The organism is Sanguibacter massiliensis (genome assembly GCF_900240335.1).
GTDB classification, from domain to species: Bacteria; Actinomycetota; Actinomycetes; order Actinomycetales; family Cellulomonadaceae; genus Flavimobilis; species Flavimobilis massiliensis.
In genome coordinates, this window is record NZ_LT964979.1 from 132,796 (window position 1) to 157,518 (window position 24,723).

At 72.3% G+C, this 24,723-nt stretch carries 23 protein-coding genes and 3 tRNA genes; 16 read left to right on the forward strand and 10 right to left on the reverse strand.

All coding sequences use genetic code 11. The annotated features are described in order from the left end of the window. Positions 1-51: 51 nt before the first annotated feature. From C1729_RS00585 to C1729_RS00610, 6 genes are all read right to left on the reverse strand, one after another. Positions 52-1,515, reverse strand: coding sequence for a hypothetical protein (locus C1729_RS00585; protein ID WP_102507813.1), 1,464 nt, complete (start codon positions 1,513-1,515; stop codon positions 52-54). Positions 1,516-1,616: 101 nt separating this feature from the next. Beyond that, positions 1,617-2,534 carry a 3-methyladenine DNA glycosylase gene (locus C1729_RS00590; RefSeq protein ID WP_102507815.1) on the reverse strand — a complete coding sequence of 306 codons (918 nt, stop codon included), beginning with the start codon at positions 2,532-2,534 and terminating at the stop codon, positions 1,617-1,619. 25 nt (positions 2,535-2,559) lie between these two features. Next, on the reverse strand, positions 2,560-2,979 hold the full coding sequence (locus C1729_RS00595) for a hypothetical protein (RefSeq protein WP_102507817.1): 420 nt from the start codon (positions 2,977-2,979) through the stop codon (positions 2,560-2,562). A gap of 153 nt (positions 2,980-3,132) precedes the next feature. Further along, positions 3,133-4,548, reverse strand: a complete 1,416-nt coding sequence (locus C1729_RS00600) for a glycosyltransferase family 2 protein (protein WP_102507819.1) — start codon at positions 4,546-4,548, stop codon at positions 3,133-3,135. Continuing rightward, positions 4,545-5,402, reverse strand: coding sequence for a HEAT repeat domain-containing protein (locus C1729_RS00605; protein WP_102507820.1), 858 nt, complete (start codon positions 5,400-5,402; stop codon positions 4,545-4,547). The genes C1729_RS00600 and C1729_RS00605 overlap by 4 nt, the downstream gene beginning before the upstream one ends. Then, entirely contained in the window at positions 5,399-5,767 is a 369-nt protein-coding gene (locus tag C1729_RS00610) for a response regulator transcription factor (RefSeq protein ID WP_102507822.1), read from the reverse strand. Before C1729_RS00610 ends, C1729_RS00605 begins: the two co-directional genes overlap by 4 nt. A 192-nt stretch (positions 5,768-5,959) precedes the next feature. On the opposite strand from C1729_RS00610, the gene C1729_RS00615 reads away from it, so the two are divergent. Beyond that, positions 5,960-7,963 (forward strand): ATP-binding protein, encoded by a 2,004-nt coding sequence (locus tag C1729_RS00615; protein ID WP_165375378.1) that lies wholly within the window; start codon positions 5,960-5,962, stop codon positions 7,961-7,963. A gap of 50 nt (positions 7,964-8,013) precedes the next feature. Here C1729_RS00615 and C1729_RS00620 read toward each other — a convergent pair whose 3' ends face one another. Beyond that, complete coding sequence (locus tag C1729_RS00620; protein WP_102510438.1) at positions 8,014-8,994, reverse strand: aldo/keto reductase; 981 nt, start codon at positions 8,992-8,994, stop codon at positions 8,014-8,016. A 121-nt stretch (positions 8,995-9,115) separates the two neighbouring features. Between C1729_RS00620 and C1729_RS00625 the strand changes: the two genes are divergently transcribed. The 9 genes from C1729_RS00625 to C1729_RS15305 all read left to right on the forward strand — a co-directional run bounded on the left by C1729_RS00625 (position 9,116) and on the right by C1729_RS15305 (position 14,973). Continuing rightward, the gene (locus tag C1729_RS00625; RefSeq protein ID WP_102507825.1) at positions 9,116-9,973 is read left to right on the forward strand and encodes a methyltransferase domain-containing protein; all 858 of its coding nucleotides are present in this window, start codon (positions 9,116-9,118) and stop codon (positions 9,971-9,973) included. A 71-nt stretch (positions 9,974-10,044) separates the two neighbouring features. Continuing rightward, on the forward strand, positions 10,045-10,827 hold the full coding sequence (locus C1729_RS00630) for a fumarylacetoacetate hydrolase family protein (RefSeq protein WP_102507827.1): 783 nt from the start codon (positions 10,045-10,047) through the stop codon (positions 10,825-10,827). Between the two features lie 74 nt (positions 10,828-10,901). Then, positions 10,902-12,521 (forward strand): glutamate--tRNA ligase, encoded by a 1,620-nt coding sequence (gene gltX, locus C1729_RS00635; RefSeq protein WP_102507829.1) that lies wholly within the window; start codon positions 10,902-10,904, stop codon positions 12,519-12,521. Continuing rightward, positions 12,518-13,345, forward strand: coding sequence for an HAD-IA family hydrolase (locus C1729_RS00640; RefSeq protein WP_102507831.1), 828 nt, complete (start codon positions 12,518-12,520; stop codon positions 13,343-13,345). Before gltX ends, C1729_RS00640 begins: the two co-directional genes overlap by 4 nt. Positions 13,346-13,521: 176 nt before the next feature. Next, positions 13,522-13,593, forward strand: a tRNA-Gln gene (locus C1729_RS00645). Positions 13,594-13,689: 96 nt separating this feature from the next. Beyond that, positions 13,690-13,762 (forward strand) — tRNA-Glu (locus C1729_RS00650). Between the two features lie 202 nt (positions 13,763-13,964). Beyond that, complete coding sequence (locus C1729_RS00655; RefSeq protein ID WP_102507832.1) at positions 13,965-14,528, forward strand: hypothetical protein; 564 nt, start codon at positions 13,965-13,967, stop codon at positions 14,526-14,528. 134 nt (positions 14,529-14,662) lie between these two features. Beyond that, positions 14,663-14,735: transfer RNA gene (locus C1729_RS00660), tRNA-Glu, on the forward strand. A gap of 67 nt (positions 14,736-14,802) precedes the next feature. Next, the gene (locus C1729_RS15305) at positions 14,803-14,973 is read left to right on the forward strand and encodes a hypothetical protein (protein ID WP_422917634.1); all 171 of its coding nucleotides are present in this window, start codon (positions 14,803-14,805) and stop codon (positions 14,971-14,973) included. A 94-nt stretch (positions 14,974-15,067) separates the two neighbouring features. Here C1729_RS15305 and C1729_RS00670 read toward each other — a convergent pair whose 3' ends face one another. Further along, entirely contained in the window at positions 15,068-15,787 is a 720-nt protein-coding gene (locus tag C1729_RS00670; RefSeq protein WP_102507833.1) for an IclR family transcriptional regulator, read from the reverse strand. Positions 15,788-15,899: 112 nt separating this feature from the next. On the opposite strand from C1729_RS00670, the gene leuC reads away from it, so the two are divergent. The 6 genes from leuC to C1729_RS14235 all read left to right on the forward strand — a co-directional run bounded on the left by leuC (position 15,900) and on the right by C1729_RS14235 (position 22,069). Then, positions 15,900-17,381 carry a 3-isopropylmalate dehydratase large subunit gene (gene leuC, locus C1729_RS00675; protein WP_102507835.1) on the forward strand — a complete coding sequence of 494 codons (1,482 nt, stop codon included), beginning with the start codon at positions 15,900-15,902 and terminating at the stop codon, positions 17,379-17,381. A 42-nt stretch (positions 17,382-17,423) separates the two neighbouring features. Continuing rightward, complete coding sequence (gene leuD, locus C1729_RS00680; RefSeq protein WP_102507837.1) at positions 17,424-18,065, forward strand: 3-isopropylmalate dehydratase small subunit; 642 nt, start codon at positions 17,424-17,426, stop codon at positions 18,063-18,065. 241 nt (positions 18,066-18,306) lie between these two features. Then, the gene (gene murA / locus C1729_RS00685; protein WP_102507839.1) at positions 18,307-19,623 is read left to right on the forward strand and encodes a UDP-N-acetylglucosamine 1-carboxyvinyltransferase; all 1,317 of its coding nucleotides are present in this window, start codon (positions 18,307-18,309) and stop codon (positions 19,621-19,623) included. 127 nt (positions 19,624-19,750) lie between these two features. Then, complete coding sequence (locus tag C1729_RS00690) at positions 19,751-20,593, forward strand: lysophospholipid acyltransferase family protein (RefSeq protein WP_242493655.1); 843 nt, start codon at positions 19,751-19,753, stop codon at positions 20,591-20,593. Further along, on the forward strand, positions 20,590-21,639 hold the full coding sequence (locus tag C1729_RS00695) for an NAD(P)H-dependent glycerol-3-phosphate dehydrogenase (protein WP_102507843.1): 1,050 nt from the start codon (positions 20,590-20,592) through the stop codon (positions 21,637-21,639). Before C1729_RS00690 ends, C1729_RS00695 begins: the two co-directional genes overlap by 4 nt. A 4-nt stretch (positions 21,640-21,643) precedes the next feature. Beyond that, on the forward strand, positions 21,644-22,069 hold the full coding sequence (locus tag C1729_RS14235; protein WP_129590616.1) for a DUF6191 domain-containing protein: 426 nt from the start codon (positions 21,644-21,646) through the stop codon (positions 22,067-22,069). A gap of 7 nt (positions 22,070-22,076) precedes the next feature. Here C1729_RS14235 and C1729_RS00705 read toward each other — a convergent pair whose 3' ends face one another. Beyond that, complete coding sequence (locus C1729_RS00705) at positions 22,077-23,384, reverse strand: endonuclease/exonuclease/phosphatase family protein (RefSeq protein ID WP_102507845.1); 1,308 nt, start codon at positions 23,382-23,384, stop codon at positions 22,077-22,079. Positions 23,385-23,532: 148 nt separating this feature from the next. Beyond that, complete coding sequence (locus C1729_RS00710) at positions 23,533-24,711, reverse strand: trans-sulfuration enzyme family protein (protein WP_102507847.1); 1,179 nt, start codon at positions 24,709-24,711, stop codon at positions 23,533-23,535. Positions 24,712-24,723: the final 12 nt, after the last annotated feature.

Sequence of the window (24,723 nt, forward strand, 5' to 3'; positions counted from 1 at the left end):
GGACGTCCGCGTGACCGGGTGCGTCCCTGTGACCGTGGACGGGCCCTCCGCCTAGCGGCGCCGACGCTTCAGGAGCGCGACGCCCGACGCGAGGTCGGGAAGCCCGTCGACGAGCCACAGCGCGGCCGCGACCCACACGAGCCACCCCTGCCCGAGGAGCGTCCCGCCCGCGAGGGCCCACGCCGCGAACCCGAGCCCCACGAGCACCTCGGCCACGGACACCGCGACGAGCGTCCCCGGACGGTGCCACAGCCAGCGGCGGAAGCGCGCGTAGCGACCGTCGCCCCGCGGCTCCTCGAGGACCGTGTCGACGAGCCCGCGCGCGACCATCCCTCCCGCCGACGGGTCGGGCTCGAGCATTGCCGCGTCGGGCAGCCCGAGCCAGCGCACCGGGGCGCGGCCGTGCGGCTCCTCGCCCGCTGCCCGCGCCGCCGCCCCGGCCAGCTCGACCGTCTCGGCGAGGCCCGCGGGAAGCCCGAGCGCCTCGGCGGCCTCCGTGAGGAGCGTCGCACGGTCGAGGGGGAGGGCCCGCAGCCGGGCGAGGGTGGCCTCGTCGAGGTGCGTCGTCGTCGGCACCTCGCGCATCGACCCGTCCCCGAGCTTCGCCGCGAGACGCGCCGAGACGCTCCCCACGGCTCCGTCGCGCAGGACGACCTCGGTCGGTGGGCCGACGACGAGCTCGACCGTGACCTCGCGTCTCTTCTCGCGGTGGTGCCACGACACCGACCGTGTCTCGCCGGCCCGCGTGAGCGCGACGACGGGGCGCTCGCCGCTCCCGACGGCGCCGGCCGCGAGCGCGCCCGCGTCGACCGTCGTCCCTGCGGGGAGCGCGACGACCGTCCAGCCGTCGAGCGTCGCGTGCTCGACCGGCATGCCGGCCCCGTGCGCGATCGCGCGGACGATCATCGGCGACGACACCGACGCGCGCCACAGGACGAGCGTCGTCGCGGTCCGTGCCGCGAGCGCGTCCTCGTCGGGCTCCGACTCGGTCCCGTCCGGTGCGACGACGACCGTGTCGTCGACGACGACGCGGCAGCCCGTGAGGTGCGCGAGCCCGGGCACGAGGTGCTCGACCTGCTGGCCCGGGACGGGCCGCCCGTCGGCGTCGAGGAGGACCCGCCCGTCGTCCGTCGTCGCGAGGATCGCGACGGTCGCGCCCGGAGTCCCGAGGTCGTCGCCGTCGGCGACCGCCGCGATGACGCTCCTCTGGCGCAGGAGCCTCGCGAGCTCGGCGGTCGTCGTCCGCCGGCCGTCCTCGCCCGGCAGCAGGCTGAGGACGAAGGTCGTGCGCTCGGGGAGGTCGTCGAGGCTCGCCACGGCGTCGGCGTCGGCGTCGGCGTCGGGGGCGTCCGCGGCCGGCTCGACGCCCCACGGGGCGGTGCCCGACGGCGTGCCGGCCGACGGATCCGGGGCAGACGACGTGCTCGACGTGCTGTCCGACCGACCGGAGCTCGACGATCCAGGGCTCGACGATCCAGGGCTCGACGGTGCGGCGTTCGAGGGCTCGGGGATCATGGTCTCTCCGGTGTGCGACGGTGAGGGACCGTCGGTGTGCGAGGCGGGCGGCGGGGTTGCCGGGCGCCCGCTCGCGCGGTGCGGGGCCTGGCGCGGGTCCATCATCCCCGACGCGGGGTGTCCTCTCGCACGCCGCTGTCTCGCACGATGCCGCCCAGGACGGCGTCGCACACCTCGACCAGGCGCTCCCGAAGCCCCGCGGCACGCTCCGCGAACCCGCGCTGCCGTGCCGCGTACTCCGCCTTGCCCTCCGGGGTCTCGATCGCGATCGCGTCGAGGCCGTAGGAGGAGACGTCGTACGGGCTCGCCTGCATGTCGACGTGGCGGATCTCGAGCGCGAGGTCGAACGTGTCGAGCAGCAGCTCGCCTGGGACGGCCGGCCCGAGCTTGCCCGCCCACTTGTAGAGGTCCATGTTCGCGTGAAGGCACCCCGGCTGCTCGAGCTCGGTCTGCGTCTCTCGCGTCGGCCGCAGCCGGTTGAACGGCACCGCCTCGGGCGTGAAGAACCGGAAGGCGTCGATGTGCGAGCAGCGGATCTGGTGGCTCTCGACGACCGCGTCGGTCGCTGCGGCACCGAGGCGCAGCGGCAGCGGGTGCCGCGTGCTGTCGCCGGTGCGGTAGACCATCGCCCACTCGTGGAGCCCGAAGCAGCCGACGTTCGCGGGCCGCTGCGCGGTGCGGGAGAGAAGCTCGCGGACGAACCGGACGGTTGGGCCGCGGTCGGCGAGGAACGCGTCGACGTCGACGCGGGCACCGTGACCGTCGGGCATGTACCAGCGCCACGTGAGGCGCTCGTCGACGTCGGCTCCGGCGCCCTCGAGCGTGACGTCCGCCCCGGGGTGCCAGCGACGGAGCTGGCCGGGTCGCGTCGCGTAGTACGTGTGGAGAAAGTCCTCAATCGCGTGGGTGTCGCCCGCGGCCCTGCGGGCGCGGTGGCCCGCCGTGAGCGCGTCGGCCCGCTCCGCGTGCACGGCTGCGCGGGCGCGCCACTCGTCGGCGGGGAGGACGGTGGCGGGCACGCAGAGAGCCTACGACGGTCGTGCGCTATCCGACGAGCGCCACCGCGGAGAGCACGAGCCCGACGACGAGGATGACGCCACCGATGCTCCCGAGGACGATGCCGACGAGTCCGGGCACGCCGAGGCTGCTGTCGGGAGTGAGCCGCGCGTCGTGCAGGTCGTCGACGTTGACGTGGACCGGGACCTGCGCGCCCTGCGACCAGCCGAGCGTGGCGATCCCGCCCGGACTCAGCGGCGCACGTGTCACGGTCGTGGCCCACGTGCCGTCGGGCAGCGGGTAGGCGACCTCGTAGAGCGGGGTCCGACTGAGGCCGACCTGCCGGACGATCTGTCCGGTGACGACGACGCGTCGGGCAGGCTGACGGCGTCCGGTGCGGCCGACGATGACCGCGGCGACGACGAGGACGATGCCGACGAGGGCGAGCACGAGCCCGACGGCCCTCATACGAGACTCCGGCGTGTATGTGCGGTGCTCATCGGTGCTCCTTCGGCGTCAGACCTGTGGGGTGGTGATCGTAGCGGCCGGGCGCACCGTCGTCCTGCGGGGGCCGGGTCTGCAAGGCGCCGTGCCGTCGTGCTGCAGCACGCAGGGACCGCGTCACTCCTCGGCGTGCCCCGCCCTCGTCATGACGCCCCAGCCGGACTCGGCGCCGCGCAGGGCGCGCACCATTCCGACGGCACGCCACCACGAGTGGAGGAAGTGGAACCAGAACGGTTCGAGGAGCGCGGTCGTCACGAGCGAGAGCACGTCGCGCCGTCGGGGGTACCGGGAGAACGACACCTCCTCGACGAGGACCGCGGCGAGCGAACCGAGCGCGGCAAGGAGGACGGACGCCCCCGCGTACATCGCGGCCATCTGCCAGGGCAGGGCGCCGGAGACGAACCCGGTGACCACGATCGCGAGCCCGGCGACCTCGATGAACGGTCCGATGAACTCGAAGAGCACGAAGTACGGCAGCGTGAGCACACCGAGCGTGCGGTAGCGCGGATTGCCGATCATCTTCCGGTACTTCCACAACAGCTCGCCGAGCCCCTGCGACCAGCGCTTTCGCTGCTTCGCGAGGATATCGAGGGTTGCGGGCGCCTCGGTCCAGCAGACGGGCTCGGGCTGGAACACGACCCGGAAGTCCTCGCCGCGGTCGCGCATCATGCGGTGGATGCCGACGACGAGGTCGGCGTCCTCGGCGAGCGACGTCGGGTCGAGCCCGCCGAGCTCGACGACGACCTCGCGCCTGAAGAGCCCGAACGCTCCCGAGATGATGAGCAGCCCGTTCATGCTCGACCATCCGGAGCGGCCGACGAGGAACGCCCGGAGGTACTCGAGCACCTGGGTGCGGACGACGACGCTGCGCGGGATGCGCGTCGAGACGATGCGGCCGCGGTGGACACGTGACCCGTTCGAGGGGAGGACGATGCCGCCCGCAGCGACGACGCGGTCGTCGTCGATGAACGGCTGCACGACGTGGAGGAGCGCGTCGGACTCGAGGAGCGAGTCGGCGTCGATCATGCAGACGAGCTCCTGCGTCGCGACGCGCAGCGCGGCGTTGATCGCGTCGGAGCGGCGGCCGACGGACGCCTTGCGGACGAGGACGAGCCCGGGGTGGCTCCGCGACCGCAGCGTCGCGAACGTCGCCCCCTCCTGCTCGACGCGGTCGTCGGTCGTGAGGTCGATGTCGGTCATCTCGAACGCGTCCGTGAGGATCTGCGCGGTGCGGTCGGACGACCCGTCGTCGACGACGACGATCTCGACCGTCGGGTAGCGCAGGTCGAGGAGCGCTGTGACGGCCGCGAGGATGCCCACCTCCTCGTTGTGGGCCGGGACGAGGACGGACACGCCGGGCGAGAGCGGGTTCGCGAACGTGAGGTCGCGGGTGAGCGTCGCAGGCCAGGCGAGCTCGGACGTGATCGCACGTCCTGCTCGAGCGACGAGCAGGATGTAGAGGACGTTGTACGCGAGGTAGTAGACGACGAGGACCGCGGTCGTCCACCACACGACGCTCTCGAGGACGGTCATGGCACCTCCCGGGGGGAGTCGAGCGCCGCGAGCGCGTCGAGGATCGCCCGCTCCTCGACGGAGCCGCGGACGACGACGACCAGCGCGGTCTCGAGCGCACCTACAGACAGCGGTGAGCCCACGCGTCCGAGCGCGACGGCGGCGCGGGTGCGCAGCATCTGGTCCTCGGAGCGCAGCGCCCGCTCGAGGTGAGGCCGCGCGTCGGCGAGCCCGAGGTGACCGGCGACGTCGGCGGCGAGCCGGCGCGCCCGTGGGTCGGCGGAGTCCCACACGGGACCGAACGCTGAGGCGCTGCTCGGTCCGGCCTGGACGACGGCCATCGCAGCGGTGCTCGTCGACACGCCGCGCGGGGCGACCGCGGCCTCGACGATCGCGGGGATCGCGGTCACGGCGCCGGCCTCGCCGAGCGCGCGGACGACGGTCGCGCGGACGCGTGCGTGCGGGTCGGACAGGAGGGGCAGCACGGGGCCCGGGTCGTCGTCGAGCGCGAGGTAGAGCTCGGCGGCCGCGGCACGCCGGGCCGGGCGCCGCGCGCGGAGACCGCGCAGCGCCTCCTCGCGGAAACCGTTCCGCCGGAGCCAGCTGGCAAGGTCGGCGCGGTCCGCGCCCCGAACCTTGTGGACGAGGGCGGCGGCGCTCGTGCCGAGCGCCCGTGCCGCACGCCGGTCGCCGGGCAGGGGGACGTCGACACCGTCGGTGATCTCGAGGAGGAGCGGGAGTACCTCGGAACGCTCACGCTCGTGGCGGCGGTTCGCGACGATCGTCGACGCGCGCACCGCAGTGATGACGACGAGGAGGAGAACGGTCGCGCCCGCCGCCGCGACCAGCACCCACCCCGCGACGTCGTACCTCATGCGCGCGCGAGCAGCGCCTGGGTGCGCACGACGAGCTCACGCGTGCTGAAGGGCTTCTGGAGGTACTCGTCGGCGCCCGCGGCGAACGCGCGCTCGAGGTCGGCCTCCTGCGCCTTCGCAGTGAGCATGAGGATCCGCGTCCCGGCGAGAGCCGCGTCGGCGCGCACGGCCTCGCACACCTCGAGCCCGCTCATGCGGGGCAGCATCCAGTCGAGGACGACGAGGTCGGGCCGCTCGGAGCGGATCGCCGCGAGCGCCGCCTCGCCGTCGGACGCGTCGAGCACCGTGTGACCGGCCCCGCGCAGCTTGTGGACGACGAGCGCCGAGATGTCAGGGTCGTCCTCGACCACGAGGATCTTCGCCATCCGGGGTCCCTCCAGAAGTTGTGCCCGAGCGCGCCCGTGGGCTGCCCAGGGGCGAGCAGGTCGGCCGTGCGGGCACGTCGTGTCGGAATGTGCCTCAGCATGGTTGCATGTTGTCGGTCAACCTCATCATGAGGTGTCGACATTGGTCGAGCCCGTGGGAGGTTGTCGATGTTGCAAGTCACAGAACCGGGGGTGCCCAGCTGGGTCCGCGGCCTCCTCGTGCACCTCGCGCTCGTGGCGATCGCGCTCGCGCTCGGCAGCGGTGCGGGATCGTTCGTTCAGTCCTCCAACGGTGTAGCGGTCTGGTGGCCGGCGGTTGCGGTGTGCGTCCTCGCGCTCCTCGCGGTCCCGCGACGCTGGTACGGCTGGGCGGCGCTCTCCGTCGCCGTGTGGATGTTCGTCGCGAACCTCCTGGCGGGCCGGACAGCCGCAGTCGCGTTCGGGTACGCCATCGCGAACGCGGTGGAGGCGGTGATCGTCGCGCTGCTGCTCACGAGGGGACGACGGCGGGCGCGGCTCGCTCAGCTGCGCGACATGTCGCTGATGCTCCTCGCGGCGGCCGCGGGTGCCGCGGCCGCCGCCGTCATCGTCGGCGTCACCGCGTCGATGGCGGGGGCTCGGTTCGTCGAGATCGCGCCGACGGTGCTCACGAGCCACGCTTCGGCGCTGCTCGCCATCATTCCCCTGGGGATCGCCGGGACGCGGTCCGGCGTCGCGGTGGCGACGTGGCACCGCGTCGTGCAGGTCGTGCTGCTCGTCGTCGTCCTCGCGCTTGTCGTCGGACCGGGCAAGGACCTTCCCATCACCTTCCTGCCGATGCCCATGCTCATCTGGGCCGTCTTCCTGTTCTCGACGCGATTCGTCGCAGCCGAGCTTGCCCTCGTCGCTATCGTCGTCGCGACCGCGACTGTGCAGGGAGAAGGGCCTTTCTCGCGGATCACCGATCCGGTGGCGTCGACGATCTCCGCGGAGTTCTTTATCGTCGTTTACGCAACGACCGTCCTCGCGTTCGCGGTCGCGCGCGACGAGCGTGTCGCGGTGACGATGCGCCTCGCCAAGAGGGACCAGGTCCTGCGCGGCGGGCTCATCGACGCGCAGGTCGGGTTCGTTGTCCTCGAGCAGGTCGGCCCGCGGGACCTGCGGATCGTCGAGGCGAACGTGCGCGCGGCGGAGATGCTGGCGGGCGAGGTCGTCGTGACGACCGACGACGCGGTCGATGCGACGGACGAGGCCGAGCGGCGTCCGCTCGAGCTCGACGAGTCGTCGCCGTTCGTCCGGGCCGTCCTCGCGACGCTCGACTCCCCGCTCGGGGAGTGGTTCGACGAGATCGACGTCGCGGGGTTCCGTCGGGCGGAGGTCTTCCTCACGCGTGTCGAGCGCTCCTCGGGCCCGACGATCGTCACGGCGCAGCTCATCGACGTCACGCAGCGTTATCTCGCGGACGCGGCGATGCAGCGTGCGCTCGCGGACGAACGTGACGCGGCCGCCCGTCTACGCGACCTCGGACGGCAGAAGGACGACTTCCTCTCGGCAGTGAGCCACGAGTTGCGGACCCCCATCACGAGCATCGTCGGGTACACCGAGATGCTCGTCGACGACACGGACGTCGACGACGAGCAGCGGCGCTACCTCGACGTCGTCGAGCGCAACGCCCGGCGCCTGGGTGTGCTCGTCGAGGACCTCCTCGAGCTCGGCGCGGGCGCCGGTCGTCACGACGACGCCACACCGGCCGTCACGGCGCTCGACGAGGCGGTGCGACACACGGTCGAGGAGCACGTTCCGCAGGCGTCGGCGCGCGGTGTGCGCCTCGTCGTCGGTGAGCGAACCGGGCTCTCGGCCCACGTGGTGCGGGACGACCTCACGCGGATCCTCACGAACCTCGTCTCGAACGCCGTGAAGTTCACGCCGCCGGACGGCACCGTGACGATCGGCGTGGAGGCCGACGGCGACGCCGTCGTTCTCCGCGTCTCTGACACGGGCCCCGGGATCGCCCCCGACGAGCTCGAGCGGGTGTTCGAACGCTTCTACCGGAGCACGACCGCCGAGGAACGGCAGGTGCCCGGCGTGGGCCTCGGGCTCGCGCTCGTCCGCAACCTCGTCGAGCGCAACGGCGGCACGATCTGGCTCGAGTCCGACCCCGGGCACGGCACGGACGCGTGCGTGCGGCTGCCGCGGGCCAGGGCGTCCCGGACCTAGCGACCGCCGGCGCTGCCGAGGCGAGCGAGCAGTGCCGGGAAGAGCGGCGCCTAGAAGAGCGCGACCTTCGCGGGCGGCGGGAAGAGCGCGTCGATCTGCGCGAGCTCGTCGGCCGTGAGCGGGTGGACGGCCGCAGCGTTCTGCCGGACCTGCTCGGGCCGGGTCGCTCCGGCGATGACGCTTGCGACCTGCGGCTGCGCGGCGAGCCACGAGAACGCGAGCTCGAGCAGCCCGAGGCCGCGGGCACGGCCGAGCTCGGCGAGCGCCTCGAGTGCGTCCCACGGGGCCTCGTCGAGCATGTGCTGGCGCGTGTGCGAGAGCCGCCCCTCGGACGGCGTTGTGCCGCGCGAGTACTTCCCCGAGAGCAGCCCGTTGGCGAGGGGGAAGTAGGGGAGGATGCCGAGGCCGTACGCCTGGGCTGCGGGGACGACCTCGAGTTCGGCGCGGCGGTCGAGCAGGTTGTAGTGGCTCTGCGACGAGACGAACCGGGTAAGCCCCGTGCGGCGTGCGACGTGCTCGGCGTCGGCGATCTGCCAGCCCGCGCGGTTGGAGTGGCCGACGTGGAGGACCTTGCCCTCGCGCACGAGGTCGTCGAGCGCTCCGAGCGTCTCCTCGACCGGCGTCAGCGGGTCGGGCGTGTGGAGCTGGAAGAGGTCGATGTAGTCGGTGCCGAGGCGCGTGAGGGAGCCTTCGATCGCGCGACGCACGTAGCGGCGCGACCCGCGCGCGCCGCGGTCGTCGCCGTAGAGGCGGCCGTTGGCCATGCCGAACTTCGTCGCGACGACGACGTCGGCGCGGTGGCGTCCGAGTGCGGCGCCGAGCATGCGCTCGGAGAGCCCGCCCTCGTGCCCGTAGTTGTCCGCCGTGTCGAAGAACGTGATGCCGGCGTCGAGTGCAGCGTGGACGACCGCGTCGGTGCCCTCCTGCGTGAGGGTCGCTGTGCCGGTGCGGCCGAGGTTGTTGCAGCCGAGCCCGACGACGGACACGGCGAGGCCCGAGTCACCGACGCGGCGGGTCTCGGGGCTCGCCATGTCNGCGGGGGACGCGGTGGGGGAGTGGTGGGCGGTCACGTCGACCACGCTACCCCGGGGCGCGGGCCCACGATGTGGTCAGAACGTTCCACGTCATGAGGGCCGTGGTTAGCGTGACCTCATGTCGACGACCACCGGGCCGGACGCCGTGACCGACGGCTCCAAGCCTCACCCCAAGGACTCCTACACGCACGGGCACCACGACTCCGTGCTGCGTTCGCACCGGTGGCGGACGGCGGAGAACTCCGCCGCGTACCTGCTGCCGCACCTGCGCGAGGGCCTCTCCGTGCTCGACGTCGGCTGCGGCCCGGGCACGATCACGGTCGACCTCGCGCGCACCGTGGGCCCGGGCGTCGTCACGGGCATCGACACGTCGACGGCGGTCCTCGAGCAGGCGCGGGCGACGGCCGCGAACCAAGGAGTGCGCAACGTCGAGTTCGTCGAGGCCGACGTCTACGACCTGCCGTTCGCCGACGGCTCGTTCGACATCGTCCACGCCCACCAGGTGCTGCAGCACCTCTCGGACCCGGTTGCGGCGCTGCGCGAGATCCGGCGCGTGACGCGGCCGGGCGGGCTCGTCGCGGTGCGCGACGCGGACTACGCGGCGATGGCCTGGTACCCGGAGTCGCAGGAGCTCACCGAGTGGAACGAGCTCTACCACGAGGTCGCGGCGGCGAACGGCGCGCAGCCGGACGCGGGTCGTCGGCTCGTGTCGTGGGTGCGCGCCGCAGGCTTCGCGGACGAGGCGATCACGGCGTCGGCGGGCGTGTGGTGCTACGCGTCGGACGCGGACCGCGCGTGGTGGGGCGACCTGTGGGCGGAGCGGTGCCTCTCGTCGCAGTTCGGAATGCAGGCGCGGGCGACGGGCCTCGCGGACGACGTCGCGCTCGAGGAGATCGCCCGCGGCTGGCGCCAGTGGGCGCAGGACGAGGATGGCTGGTTCTCGATCACGCACGGCGAGGTGCTCGCGCGGGCGTGAGCCCGTGCTGCGACGTGACCGTGAGTCGGGCGTCACGGCCGGGTGTCGGTCGGCCCGCGTAGGCTTGGCCCGTGCGTATCGCTAGGTTCACCCAAGGCTCCGACCCCCGTTTCGCGCTCGTCGACGGCGCCCCCGGCGCGGAGGCGCTCCACGTCATCACCGGGGACCCGCTCTACATGCCGGTCCAGCAGACCGGTGAGGTCGTCCCGCTCACGGACGACGTTCGTCTCCTCGCGCCGGTCATCCCACGCTCGAAGATCGTCGCGGTTGGCCGCAACTACGCGGACCACGTCAAAGAGATGGGCAACGAGCTGCCCACGTCCCCGCTGCTGTTCTTCAAGCCGAACACGTCGGTCGTCGGCCCGGACGACCCGATCGTCCTGCCGTCGTGGACGCGCGAGGTTTCCTACGAGTCCGAGCTTGCGGTCGTCATCGGCAAGGTGACGAAGGACGTCGAGCCTGAGGACGCGCTCTCGAAGGTCTTCGGCTACACGGTCGCGAACGACGTCACGGCGCGCGACGTGCAGCGTGCCGAGGACCAGTGGGCGCGCGCGAAGGGCTTCGATTCCTCGTGCCCGCTCGGTCCGTGGATCACGACGGGCCTCGACCCGGAGGACCTTGCGGTGCGTTCGCGGGTCAACGGTGAGGTCCGGCAGGACGGCCGCACGTCGGACATGATCTTCGACGTCGCGTTCCTCGTCTCTTACGTCTCGCAGGCGTTCACGCTCCTGCCGGGCGACGTCATCCTCACGGGCACGCCTGCGGGCGTCGGCTCCGTCGACCACGGTGATGTCGTCGAGTGCGAGGTCGAGGGCGTCGGCGTCCTGCGCAACCCCGTCATCCGGCGCGGCTGAGCCCCGCCTCCGCTCCCTCCTTTCCCAGGCCTGCCGCGCAGGCCTCCGGCCACCCCTGGAACAAGGTGCACATAGTGTCTGCAGTCCTCCCCACCGGCTCCGACGTCCGCGTCCGTTTCTGCCCTTCGCCGACGGGCACGCCGCACGTCGGCATGGTCCGCACGGCGCTGTTCAACTGGGCGTACGCGCGCCACGTCGGCGGCACGTTCGTCTTCCGCATCGAGGACACCGACGCGGCGCGCGACTCCGAGGAGAGCTACGCGCAGATCCTCGAGGCGCTGCGCTGGCTCGGGCTCGACTGGGACGAGGGCATCGACGTCGGCGGCCCGCACGGCCCGTACCGTCAGTCGCAGCGCAAGGACCTCTACGCGGATGTCGCGCGACGCCTGCTCGAGGGCGGCTACGCGTACGAGTCCTTCTCGACGCCCGAGGAGATCGAGGCGCGGAACGTCGCGGCCGGTCGTCCGGCGGCGATGGGCTACGACGGCTTCGACCGCGACCTCACGGACGAGCAGAAGGCCGAGTTCCGTGCGGCAGGGCGTGAGCCGGTCCTGCGTCTGCGGATGCCCGACGAGGATGTGACGTTCACGGATCTCGTGCGCGGCGAGATCACGTTCAAGGCGGGGACGGTTCCTGACTACGTCATCGTCCGTGCGAACGGGGACGCGCTCTACACGCTCGTCAACCCGGTCGACGACGCGCTCATGGACATCACCCACGTGCTGCGCGGCGAGGACCTCCTCTCGTCGACGCCCCGCCAGGTCGTCCTCTACCGTGCGCTGCTCGAGCTCGGCATCGCGAAGGTCATGCCAGCGTTCGGGCACCTGCCGTACGTCATGGGCGAGGGCAACAAGAAGCTCTCGAAGCGCGACCCGGAGTCGAACCTCTTCCTCCACCGCGACCGTGGCTTCACGCGGGAGGGTCTCGTCAACTACCTCGCGCTGCTCGGTTGGTCGATCGCGGCGGACCGCGACATCTTCTCGGTCGACGAACTCGTCGAGGCGTTTGACATTGCGGACGTCAACCCTAACCCGGCGCGTTTCGACCTCAAGAAGGCGGAGGCGATCAACGCTGCGCACGTGCGTCTGCTCGACCCGGCCGACTTCCGGTCGCGGCTCGTGCCGCACCTCCACGCGGCGGGGCTCGTCGACGCGGCCGTGTACGACGAGCTCCCGGAGGCTCAGCGCGCGTTGCTCGACGCGGGCGCGCCCCTCGTCCAGGAGCGCATGACGCTCCTCGGCGAGGTCACGGGGATGCTCGGCTTCCTCTTCGTCGCCGACGACGCGGTCGTCTTCGACGCGGACTCGATGGCGGCGCTCGTCGACAAGAACACGTTCAAGGGCGTCCTCCCGGGCGTCCAGGCCGAGCTTGTCCTGCCCGAGGGCGCGGCACCGGGCACGGCGATGCAGCTGACCGAGGCGTCGGTCGCGCAGGTGCGTGAGCGTCTGCGCGAGATGCTCGACCGCGCGATCGAGGTCCTCGAGAGCGTGGCGTCGTTCGACCCGACGACGACGCAGGACGCGCTCAAGGCTGCGCTCATCGAGGAGATGGGCGTCAAGCCGAAGTTCGCGTTCGCGCCGCTGCGCGTCGCGATCACGGGGCGGCGGGTGTCGCCGCCGCTTTTCGAGTCGATGGAGATCCTCGGCCGCGAGTCGTCCCTCGCGCGCGTCCGCGCGCTGCGGGCGGCGCTGTGACCGCCGGTACGTCCGACCCGCAGGCGCCCCGCGCCGACGTCCTCGCGGCGACGGTCGCGGGGCGTCCGCGCATCGCGGGCGTGCTCTTCGACGTCGACGACACGCTCGTCGACACGCGCGGGGCGTTCGCGGACGCGATGGCGGAGGTCGCGCGTGTCTACCTGCCGCACCTGCCTGACGAGCGACGCGGTGAGGTCCTCGCGACGTGGCGGCGCGACGTCGGCGGCCACTACCGGGCGTACACCCGTGGCGAGGTGTCGTTCCGGGCCCAGCGCATGACGCGGGCGACCGAGCTCATGGCGGCGTTCGGTGGTCCAGAACTCGACGACGCGGCTTTCGACGCGTGGGACGTCGTCTTCGAGTCCGCGTTCGCGGAGGCGTGGCGGGCGTTCCCCGAGGCGGCCGATGTCGTCGACGCACTGCTCGCGGCCGGCGTGCCGGTCGGCGCGCTCTCGAACGCTGCGACCGACTACCAGGTGCGCAAGCTCGGCGCCGTCGGCCTCGGGGAGCGCGTGCCGATGCTCGTGGGCGTCGACGTCTTCGGCGTCGGCAAGCCCGACCCCCGCGTGTTCCTCGAGGCGGCACGCCGGCTCGGCACGGTGCCCGCGGAGACGCTCTACGTCGGGGACGAGCTCGATATCGACGCGGGTGGTGCGGTGCGTGCCGGGCTCCTGGGGGCGTGGCTCGACCGACCGGGTGCGCGGCGCGGGGGAGCTCACCCCGAGGATCCCGAGGCTGCGCGGGCGGCCGGGGTCGCGGTGTTGACGACGCTCGAGGACGTGCTCGCGCTCGTCGGGCTCGGGGAGCCCGCGGCGCGCGTCTGACTAGCGCGGGCGGGGGCTTGACGTGGTCGCCGCCTCGTGGGTGTGACCGCCGTGACGCCCTCCCGGTTTTGTCGCTCGGCCGATCGTCGGGTACTGTTCTTTCTCGGGACAACCCCTGGAAAACGGGTTGGCGGCCTCTTCGAGGGCGTCGATGACGGACTGGTGGGTTACCCCCTTGGGGTATGGTGTAATTGGCAACACAACGGTTTCTGGTACCGTCATTCTAGGTTCGAGTCCTGGTACCCCAGCTCAAGATCTTCGTATCGAGCGGTCGTCACGGCCGCATCACGCCGAGGATCTTGCTCCGTCAGGAGGAGTGCTCGCACTCGCACCTGGCATGTCCTGCCCCCGTCGTCTAGCGGCCTAGGACGCCGCCCTCTCACGGCGGTAACACGGGTTCAAATCCCGTCGGGGGTACGTCTCGAAGGCCCGGTCATCACTGATGACCGGGCCTTCGTCATTTCCGACTCTGGGTCGCGGGTCGCACGCGGCAGAACGAGCGAGCCGCACAACCCGCAGGACGTGCCCAATTCCGGTAGCGTGCCGCTGACGCGCGGGGCCGCACCGGATCGCGTGAGCGCTGACCCGGTGAGCCGGGTCCCGGCAGAGGAGCAGGAACATGACGCCATCAACACCCGAACGGCGGCGCATCGGCTGGCGTATCGCTCTCATCGTCCTGGGTTTGGTCCTGTCGCTCGTCTCCGGGGTCATCGTCCTGCTTCTCTTCGGGCTCGCTGCCATGGGCACTGCCGCGATGAACGAGGGTGACGCCTCGACGAGCGGCGTGGTGGTCGCGGTCGCACCGGGCGCGGACGGCGAGGGCGCCGGCAGCTGCGTCCTCACCTTCACGTACACGGTCGACGGCGTCGAACGTGAGGCCGTCGACCGTGAGCCCGCGGCGATGGATGCGTGCGACGCGGTCGTTGGCGAGACCATTCCCGTGCGGATCGACGCGGAGTCGGGCGTGGCGAGCTACGACCCGGCCCCCGCCCTCGAGGCGTTGTTCGCGTGGATCGGCCGGCTGTGGATCGTCGTCGCTGCGCTGGCTGCCGTCGGCGTCGCGGGGATCGTCCTTCTCGTGCGCGCCGTGAGGCACAACCGTCGACTCGCCGCTCAGGAGCATGCAGCGCTCCTCCCGGCCGGGGGGCTGGCTGGTCCGGGCGGCGGTCCGGCGGCGTCCTGACCCGAGGCGGTGCTGCCCTCGCTCTCGTGTGACGACGGTCACCGAACGTCGAATGGCGCGCGGAGCCCGTGACTGTGTAATGTTCTCGACGGCGCAGCGAGCGGCACCTTCGGGTGAGGCTCGAGCGTCGTCCGGCCCCCGTCGTCTAGCGGCCTAGGACGCCGCCCTCTCACGGCGGTAACACGGGTTCAAATCCCGTCGGGGGTACGTTCGCGAAGGCCCGGTCATCATCGATGACCGGGCCTTCCGCCTGCGCGGGGTAGTTTCGCACCTCGTGACGGCGCGCGTGCCGCGGCCGACGCGTTCGGCGCGCACGGTGTCATCGTCGCGGGCCACGCGCATCCCCATGTCGGGCGCCGCGAGCTCGCTCAACGCCGCGAACGCCGCGACGGTCGTCCTCTACGAGGCTGCGCGGCAGCGGGGCGCGGCAGGTCGTCGGGGCTGACGGAGGCTGGCCCGCTGATCCTCTGTCCCGTTGACCCCCTGACGCACCGAGGCCCGCCGAGAGGGTGCTCGACGGGCCTCGGAACGGGAGCCGCTCAGCTGGCGGCGCGCCGCAGAACCTCGGTGAGGCGGTTGGCGGCGGCGACGACGGAGCCAGCGTGCAGGCGGCCGGGCTGGCGGCTGAGCCGCTCGACGGGGCCCGAGATCGACACGGCGGCGACGACGCGGCCCGAGGGGCCGCGGACGGGCGCGGAGACGGATGCGACGCCGGCCTCGCGTTCCGAGACGGACTGCGCCCAGCCGCGGCGGCGGACGCCCGAGAGGATCGTCGCGGTGAACTTGGCGCCCTGGAGCCCGCGGTGAAGCCGGTCGGGCTCCTCCCAGGCGAGGAGGATCTGGGCGGCCGAGCCGGCGAGCATCGTGAGGGTTGCGCCGACGGGGATCGAGTCGCGCAGCCCGACGGGTCGCTCGGCGGCCGCGACGCAGATGCGCTGGTCACCCTGGCGCCGGTAGAGCTGGGCGCTCTCGCCGGTGTGATCGCGCAGCGCGGTGAGCACGGGGTTGGCGGCCGCGAGGAGGCGGTCCTCGCCGGCCGCGGTCGCGAGCTCGTTGAGCCGCGGGCCGAGGACGAAGCGTCCCTGCATGTCGCGGGCGACGAGACGATGGTGCTCGAGGGCGACGGCCAGGCGGTGCGCCGTCGGTCGGGCGAGGTGGGTGGCTGCGACGAGCTGGGCGAGCGTCGCAGGACCGGCTTCGAGAGCGCCGAGAACGGCGGCGGCCTTGTCGAGGACGCCGACTCCGCTAGAGTTGTCCATAGGACGATATTGCAGTCTCGGAGGCTGAGACGCAAGTGCGACGCACCGTGTGTCGTCGCGATTCTAGTCCCTGCCGCCGCTTCGCGGCAGTCTTTGACGAGAGGAACATTCCATGGCCGGCACGCTGGCAGAGAAGGTCTGGGACGCGCACCTCGTGCGTCAGGGTGTCGACGGAGCGCCCGACCTTCTCTACATCGACCTCCACCTTCTCCACGAGGTGACGAGCCCGCAGGCTTTCGAGGGTCTCCGCCTCGCCGGACGCAAGCTGCGCCGCACGGACCTCACGATCGCCACCGAGGACCACAACACCCCGACGCTCGACATCGACCTGCCGATCGCGGACCTCACGAGCCGCACGCAGATCGACACGCTGCGCAACAACGCCAAGGAGTTCGGCGTCCGCCTCCACTCCCTCGGCGACGCCGACCAGGGCATCGTCCACCAGGTCGGTCCGCAGCTCGGCCTCACGATGCCGGGCCTCACGGTCGTCTGCGGCGACTCGCACACGTCGACGCACGGCGCGTTCGGCGCGCTCGCGTTCGGCATCGGCACGTCCGAGGTCGAGCACGTCATGGCGACGCAGACGCTCCCGCTCGCGCCCTTCCGCACCATGGCGATCAACGTCGAGGGCGAGCTCCCGCCCGGCACCACCTCGAAGGACATCATCCTCGCGATCATCGCGAAGATCGGCACCGGTGGCGGTCAGGGCTACGTGCTCGAGTACCGCGGCGAGGCCATCCGCAAGCTCTCCATGGAGGCGCGGATGACGATCTGCAACATGTCGATCGAGGCCGGCGCCCGCGCCGGCATGATCGCCCCCGACCAGACGACCTTCGACTACCTCGAGGGCCGCCCCCACGCGCCCGAGGGCGCGGACTGGGACGCCGCGGTCGAGTATTGGAAGACGCTCCGCACGGACGACGACGCGGTGTTCGACGCCGAGGTCACCCTCCAGGCGTCCGACCTCGAGCCCTTCGTCACGTGGGGCACGAACCCCGGCCAGGGTCTGCCGCTCTCCGCAAACGTCCCGGTGCCCGAGCTCATCGCCGACGAGAACGACCGCATCGCCGCCGAGCGCGCGATCGAGTACATGGGCCTTGTCCCCGGCGCCCCGCTGCGCGACCTCAAGATCGACACCGTCTTCATCGGCTCGTGCACGAACGGCCGCATCGAGGACCTTCGCTCGGTCGCCAAGGTCCTCAAGGGCAAGAAGAAGGCCGCGGACACGCGCGTCCTCGTCGTGCCCGCGTCGGCGCGCGTGCGTCTCCAGGCCGAGGCCGAGGGTCTCGACGAGATTTTCCTCGACTTCGGCGCCGAGTGGCGCAACGCCGGCTGCTCGATGTGCCTCGGCATGAACCCCGACCAGCTCACCCCGGGGGAGCGGGCCGCGTCGACGTCCAACCGCAACTTCGAGGGACGTCAGGGCAAGGGCGGTCGCACGCACCTCGTCTCGCCGCTCGTCGCCGCCGCGACCGCGATCCGCGGCACGCTCTCGTCGCTCGCCGACCTCGACCTGCCCGAGGACACCGACCTCACGACCTTCGACGGCTCGCCGCTCGCGCCGCTCGACCCGAACGTCCTCGTTCAGGTCTGACGCCCGCACCCGGTCACCGAAGCCACACCCAAGGAGCCTGTCATGGAGAAGTTCACCACCCACACGGGCGTCGGCGTCCCGCTGCGTCGCAGCAACGTCGACACCGACCAGATCATCCCCGCGGTCTACCTCAAGCGCGTCACCCGCACGGGCTTCGAGGACGCGCTCTTCGCCGCATGGCGCGGCGACGAGTCGTTCGTCCTCAACCAGCCGGCCTACGCGTCGGGCTCCGTGCTCGTCGCGGGCCCCGACTTCGGCACCGGCTCGTCCCGCGAGCACGCCGTCTGGGCGCTCAAGGACTACGGCTTCAGGGCCGTCCTCGCCTCACGCTTCGCCGACATCTTCCGCGGCAACTCGGGCAAGCAGGGCCTCCTCGCGGCGCAGGTCGCGCAGGAGGACATCGAGCTCCTCTGGAAGGTTCTCGAGAACGAGCCCGGAACCGAGGTGACGGTCGATCTCGTCGAGCGCACCGCGTCGGCGGGCGACGTCACCGTGCAGATCCACGTCGACGACTACACGCGCTGGCGCCTCATGGAGGGTCTCGACGACATCGGGCTCACGCTCCAGCACGAGGACGAGATCACCGCGTTCGAGGCGCGTCGCGAGAGCTGGCGCCCGAAGACGCTCCCCGCGAAGCACCTGCCCAAGCAGGAGATCGTCGCCGCGCGTCCCACAGGCGCCTGAGCGCACACCCGCACCACCCCGACGCCGGGACGCCGCCATGCGGCGTCCCGGCGTCGCCGTGCCGGGAGGGGGGACGGAGACGCGGGCCACGGAATACCGTGCGTGCCGGACGGCGTTCGACCCTCGGAGCGACCGTGCCCGGGGCGGTCCGGCAGATCTCACCCCGCCCTCCCACGAAGTCCACACACCGCGCGCGGCGCATCTGGCCCGAAGGCCCCCAGCGATAGGCGACCATAGACCCATGACCGATCTCATCCACGTCACCGGCGGCACCCCGCTCAACGGCAGAATCCGGGTCCGCGGGGCCAAGAACTTCGTCTCCAAGGCGATGGTCGCCTCCCTCCTCGGCGACGGGCCGAGCGAGCTGAGGAACGTCCCCCTCATCCGCGACGTCGAGATCGTCAAGGGCCTGCTCGAGCTTCACGGGGTCGTCGTCAAGCACGACCGTGACGGTGGTGTCCTGCGCATGGACTCGACGGCCGTCGACTCGGCGCACGTCGCGGACATCGACGCGCACGCCGGCTCGAGCCGTATCCCGATCCTCCTGTGCGGACCGCTCCTCCACCGGCTCGGCGAGGCGTTCATCCCCGACCTCGGCGGCTGCCACATCGGCGACCGGCCGATCAACTTCCACCTCGACATCCTTCGCAAGTTCGGTGCGGTCGTCGACAAGCGGCCCCAGGGCATCCACCTCACCGCGCCGAACGGCTTGCGCGGCACGAAGATCGAGCTGCCCTACCCGTCGGTCGGCGCGACCGAGCAGCTGCTGCTCACCGCGGTGCGCGCCGAGGGCGTCACCGAGCTCTCGAACGCCGCGATCGAGCCCGAGATCATGGACCTCATCAACGTCCTGCAGAAGATGGGCGCGATCATCTCGGTCGACACTGACCGCGTCATCCGCATCGAGGGTGTCAATCGCCTCGGCGGCTTCCGTCACACCGCGCTCGGCGACCGCATCGAGGCGGCCTCGTGGGCGTCGGCGGCTCTCGCGACGGGCGGTGACATCTTCGTCGAGGGCGCGACGCAGCCGGAGATGATCGCGTTCCTCAACACCTTCCGGAAGGTCGGCGGCGAGTTCGAGGTCGAGGACGACGGCATCCGCTTTTACCACCCGGGCGGCGAACTGCGCTCGATCGTCCTCGAGACCGACGTCCACCCCGGCTTCATGACCGACTGGCAGCAGCCGCTCGTCGTCGCCCTCACGCAGGCCACTGGCCTCTCGATCGTCCACGAGACGGTCTACGAGAACCGCTTCGGCTTCACCGAGGCCCTGCGCGGCATGGGCGCGACCATCCAGGTGTACCGGGAGTGCCTCGGTGGCCTCGAGTGTCGCTTCGGCCAGCGCAACTTCCACCATTCCGCCGTCATCTCGGGCCCGACCCCGCTCGAGGCCGGCGAGATTACCGTCCCGGACCTCCGCGGTGGCTTCTCGCACCTCATCGCGGCGCTCGCCGCGAAGGGCACGTCGACCGTCCACGGCATCGGACTCATCGACCGCGGCTACGAGAACTTCACCGAGAAGCTCACGGCGCTCGGCGCAGACTTCGAACGCCCCTGAGCGCACGGCCCGGGCCGCACGGCCCGGCATGGCCCAACACGACGACGACCCCGGTCCAGGCGCCTGCCGCGACCGGGGTCGCCGCGTCTCCGCCCCAGGAGGAGGCCGCCCGGTAGGATGTGGTCCCGTGCCGAAGCATCCTGCCAGCGCCAACCGCGCCTACCGCAATGTCGCGCGTCTCGTGCGCCCGCTCATGCGCTCGATGACGCGCCGCGACTGGCAGGGCATGGAGCATCTGCCGGCCTCGGGCGGCTTCGTCGTCGCCGGGAACCACATGTCGAACATCGACCCGCTGACGTTCGCGCACTACGTGTACGACGCGGGCTTCGCGCCGCGCATCCTCGCGAAGGCGTCGTTGTTCAAGGTGCCGGTCCTCGGGGCGCTCCTGCGCGCGACCGGTCAGATCCCCGTCGAGCGCAACTCGACGCACGCGCACGATGCGCTCGACCCGGGCATCGAGGCGCTGCGCGAGGGGCGCTGCGTCGCCGTGTTCCCCGAGGGCACGCTCACGCGCGACCCGGACCTGTGGCCCATGACCGCGAAGACCGGCGTCGCGCGGCTCGCGCTCGAGGCCCGCGTCCCGGTCATCCCGGTCGCGCAGTGGGGGATGCAGGACATTCTGCCCCGGTACTCCAAGCGCTTCCGCCCGTTCCCGCGCAAGCACGTCTCGGTGCACGCAGGTCCGCCGGTCCCGCTCGACGACCTCTACGGCCGCCCGCTCGACGCCGCGACGCTCCGCGAGGCGACTGAGCGCGTCATGGACGCGGTCACGGCGATCCTCGCCGAGATCCGCGGCGAGGAGCCGCCTGCGGTGCGCTACGACATGCGGACGGCCCTGCGCGCCGCGAAGGCCGACCCCACCCAGGTCCCCGTGGGCCCGAGCCGGGGGACACCGGCAGACGACCCTCGGCCACGTCCCGAGGAGGCCGACGCGGCACCGGGTACGACGACGGACGGTGAGGACTCATGACGGGCGAGCAGAGCACGAGCTCCGGCACGACTGAGACCGAGCGCCCCCTCCGCGCCGCCGTCCTCGGCACGGGCGCGTGGGGCACGACCTTCGCGGTCGTCATGGCCGACGCCGGCTGCGACGTCCGCATGTGGGGCCGGTCGTCCGAGGTCTGCGCGCAGATTACGCTCGACCACCGCAACTCCCGCAACCTCCCCGGCGTGCGCCTGCCCGCGCAGATCACGGCGACGACCGATGCAGCGGCGGCGCTCGAGGACGCCGATCTCGTCGTCGTCGCGATCCCGTCGCAGTCCGCACGCGCGACCCTCACCACCCTGCGCGAGCACGTGCCCGCGGACGCCGTCGCCGTCTCGCTCATGAAGGGCGTCGAGCTCGATACCGACCGCCGCATGAGCGAGGTCGTCGCCGAGGCGCTCGGGCTTCCGGCCCGGCAGGTCGTCGTCGTCTCGGGACCCAACCTCGCGCGCGAGATCGCCGAGAGGCAGCCGACTGCGACCGTCGTGGCGGGAACTGACCCGGAGGCGACCGCCCTCGTCGCGCGCGCGTGCACGAACCCCTACTTCCGGCCCTACACGAACACCGACGTCGTCGGCGTTGAGCTGTGCGGCGCCGTGAAGAACGTCATCGCGATCGCCGTCGGCATCGCGCAGGGCAAGGGCTTCGGGCTCAACACGACCGCGACGGTCATCACGCGCGGCCTTGTCGAGATCACGCGTCTCGGCCGCGCCCTCGGCGCGAACGCGGAGACGTTCCCGGGTCTTGCGGGCATGGGTGACCTCATGGCGACGTGTGCCTCGCCGCTCTCGCGCAACCACACGCTCGGCAAGCACATCGGTGAGGGCCTCACGCTTGAGGAGGCGATCGCTGCGACCGGCGGCACGGCGGAGGGCGTGAAGTCCTCGCGCTCGGTGCTCGAGCTCGCCCGCTCGCTCGGCGTCGACATGCCCATCACGCAGGCCGTTGCGGCCGTCCTCTACGACGGCCTCGCGGTCGACGAGATGGCGCGAGCGCTGCTCGCCCGCCCGCAGAAGGCAGAAGGGCTGTAGAGCCGTGCCGTCGTGGCAGGAACTCGTCGTCGCGCTCGGCGTGCTCGCTGCGATCGTCGTCGTCGTGGCGGTCCGCGTCGGACGGCCTCGCCACGACGACGACCGACGCCGCGAGACGACCGGCAGCGACATCGCTTCGGGCATGCTCGGCGAGATGATCGAGATCTTCCAGCCCTCGCGCACGACCCTCACCGAGGAGCGTGAGCGGATCCGCCACGACCGGCTGCAGACCGGGGCCGCCGCGCCGCCGTTCGGCGTCGACCTCGAGGCGGGCACGGCAGTGCTGCCGGGCCGGTCGACCGCCGTGCCCGCAGCAGCCGACGCGGACGGGCGCTCGAGCGGGGACGACGATCCTGCCGGGGAAGCGGACGAGAGCTCCGGCTCACGCACCGCCGGGAGCGCCGCCGACGCGCCGACGGGCCGGGACTGACACGGGCTCAGCGCGGCAGGCGGAGCTCGACGATCACCGGGTCGTGGTCGGACGCGAGGGGCGTCGCGTAGCGCGTGCGGCTCGTGAGGCGGTGGTCGACCTTCCACGCCGTCACCGCGACGCTGCGGGGGACGAGAACGCGGTCGATGTGGTCGCCCCAGAGGGTCGACGTGCGCACCGTGCCCGACGTGCCGATCGCCGAGTTCTGGTGCGGGTGCGACTGGTAGCGCAGCGCGACGTCGTAGGCGTCGTCGTACCCCTCGCCAGCGAGCGCGACCCGCGGACCGTCGACCTTGCGGCTGCGGCTCGAGTTGGTGTCGCCCGCGTAGATGACGGTCCGACCCGGGAGGGCCTTCGTCACGGCGGCGTGGACCGCCGCCGTCTCACGCCTGCGGTTGGCGTCCGCCCCCGCGCGCTCGTCGACGTGGAGTCCGACGAACGCGTACGTGCGACCCGTGGCGCGCGAGCGGGCCTCGACCCAGCACGCGCCGTGCGTCGCGTCGTCGTCGAACGCCTCGAAGGTCATGCCTCCCGCGGTGCCGGGGACGGCGGTGAGCGTGGCGTCGCGCAGGAGCACGCCGACGTTGTTGTCGTATGCGTCACCGGTGCCGTCGCCCGGCTTGCAGCCGCGTGTGAACGTGCCGGCGAGCGCGTTCTCGAGGTCGCCGCGCTCCTCGTTCTCGGCGAGGGCGCGGTCGCCCTCCTGGATCGTCACGACGTCGGCCCGACGATGCGAGGTGCCGACCGTGAGCCGTGCGATGCGGTCGGCGACCCGCGCGGCGCGGCTCGGTCCCCACGCGGGCAGCTTGCCGGACGCGCAGCCCGAGCACACGTTGTACGTCGCGACGGCGAGCCGTTCGCGACCCTTCGTCGCGGCACGGTCGCGCTCGGTCGTCATCCGACAGTGCGGCGCGCTGCGCGGCCCGACGGTCTTCGAGCCGCGCAGTCCGCGCACGACGACGCAGTAGACGGTCCCCGGCTTGAGGCGTGTGAGGCGGGCCTTCTGCGTCGTGCCCTTCGTCGCGGCGAAGCTCCGGGTCCGGGTCGCGGACGACCGCGTGATCTGGGCGCCGCTCAGAGCCTTGCCCGAGCGGGAGGCCACGAGATCCACTTCGTAGCGGGTGGCACCCTTGACCCGCGGCCAGCTGATGCTGAGGGTCACGGACCTGCCCGTGACCGACTGCGCGGTCACCCACGGCGCTCCGGCCTTCGGCAGTGCGGCGGACGCGGGCGCCGCCGCAGGGAGCGTGAGGACGAGTGCCGCGACGGTCGCGAGCACGATGAGGAGCGGTCGACGGGCGCTGACGAGCAGCATCGGGGGGTCCTCTCGACGTGAGGACGTGAGTCTATGCCCGCGGCCGTCGAGCGCGACAGGGTGCGGCTGATTCTGCCGGCCCGTGCGGTCGACGCCCCGCGCGGCTGCGCGGCACCCGGCGGCTGCGCGGCCGCCGCCGGGCGAGACGTCAGCCCTGTGCTGCGCGCAGCGCCCGGTCGAGGTCGGCCCAGAGGTCCTCGACGTCCTCGACGCCGACGCTGAGGCGCAGGAGGTCCTCGGGCACAGTGAGCGACTCCGTCCCGAAGCGGCGGCGCCGCTCGAGCGTCGACTCGACACCGCCGAGGCTCGTCGCGGGCGTCCACACGCGCACGTTCGCGACGACCGCGTCCGCAGCGGAGGGCCCGCCGTGCGGGCGGAGCCCGAGGATCGCGCCGTAGCCCGCCATGAGCCGCGTCGCGCGCTCGTGGCCGGGATCCGTCGGCAGGCCTGGGTGGCGCACCTCGGCGACCGCGGGGTGCTCGGCGAGGCGTCGGGCGAGCTCGAGCGCGTTGGCCTGCGCGCGCTCGACGCGCAGGGCGAGTGTCCGCAGCCCGCGCAGCGCGAGCCACACCTCGAACGGACCTGCGATCGCGCCGTGCGACGTCCGGTGGGCACGGAGGTGGTCGGCGAGGTGCTCGCTCGCGGCAAGAGCGATGCCGAGCACGACGTCGGAGTGCCCCGCGAGATACTTCGTCGCGGAGTGCACGACGATATCGGCGCCGTGCTCGAAGGGCCGCTGGACGAGGGGTGTCGCGAACGTCGAGTCGACCGCGACGAGCACGTGCCGCGCGTGGGCCGCCTCGACGAGCGACGGGAGGTCGGCGACCTCGAGCATGGGGTTCGTCGGCGTCTCGACCCACAGGAGGTCCGCGTCGTCGAGAGCCCGGGTGACCTCGTCGGTGTTGGCGACGTCGACGCGCCGCACGTCGAGCCCACGCTCGACCGCGAGCTGGTCGAGGAGGCCGAGCGTCGCTTGGTAGGCGTGGCGCGGCACGACGACCGCGCCGCCGAGCGGCACGAGCGCGAGCACCGCGGCGACCGCCGCCATGCCCGAGCCGAAGACCGTCGCACCGTGCCGACCGCCCTCGAGCGCCGCGACGGCCTCCTCGAACGGCTCCCACGTCTCCGTGCCCATGCGGGTGTAGAGGCGCTCGCCGGGCACGACGGGCCCCTGCGAGACGTACGTCGAGGACAGCACGACCGGCGGGTTGACGGGCGCACCCTGGACGGGCGCAGGGCGGCCGGCGACGACCGCGAGCGTCGCGGGCGACAGCGCCGCGGCGGCGTCGACGGGAGCGGGGTCGGGCGTGGCGTCGGGCGTCGTCATGCCCGCAGGTTA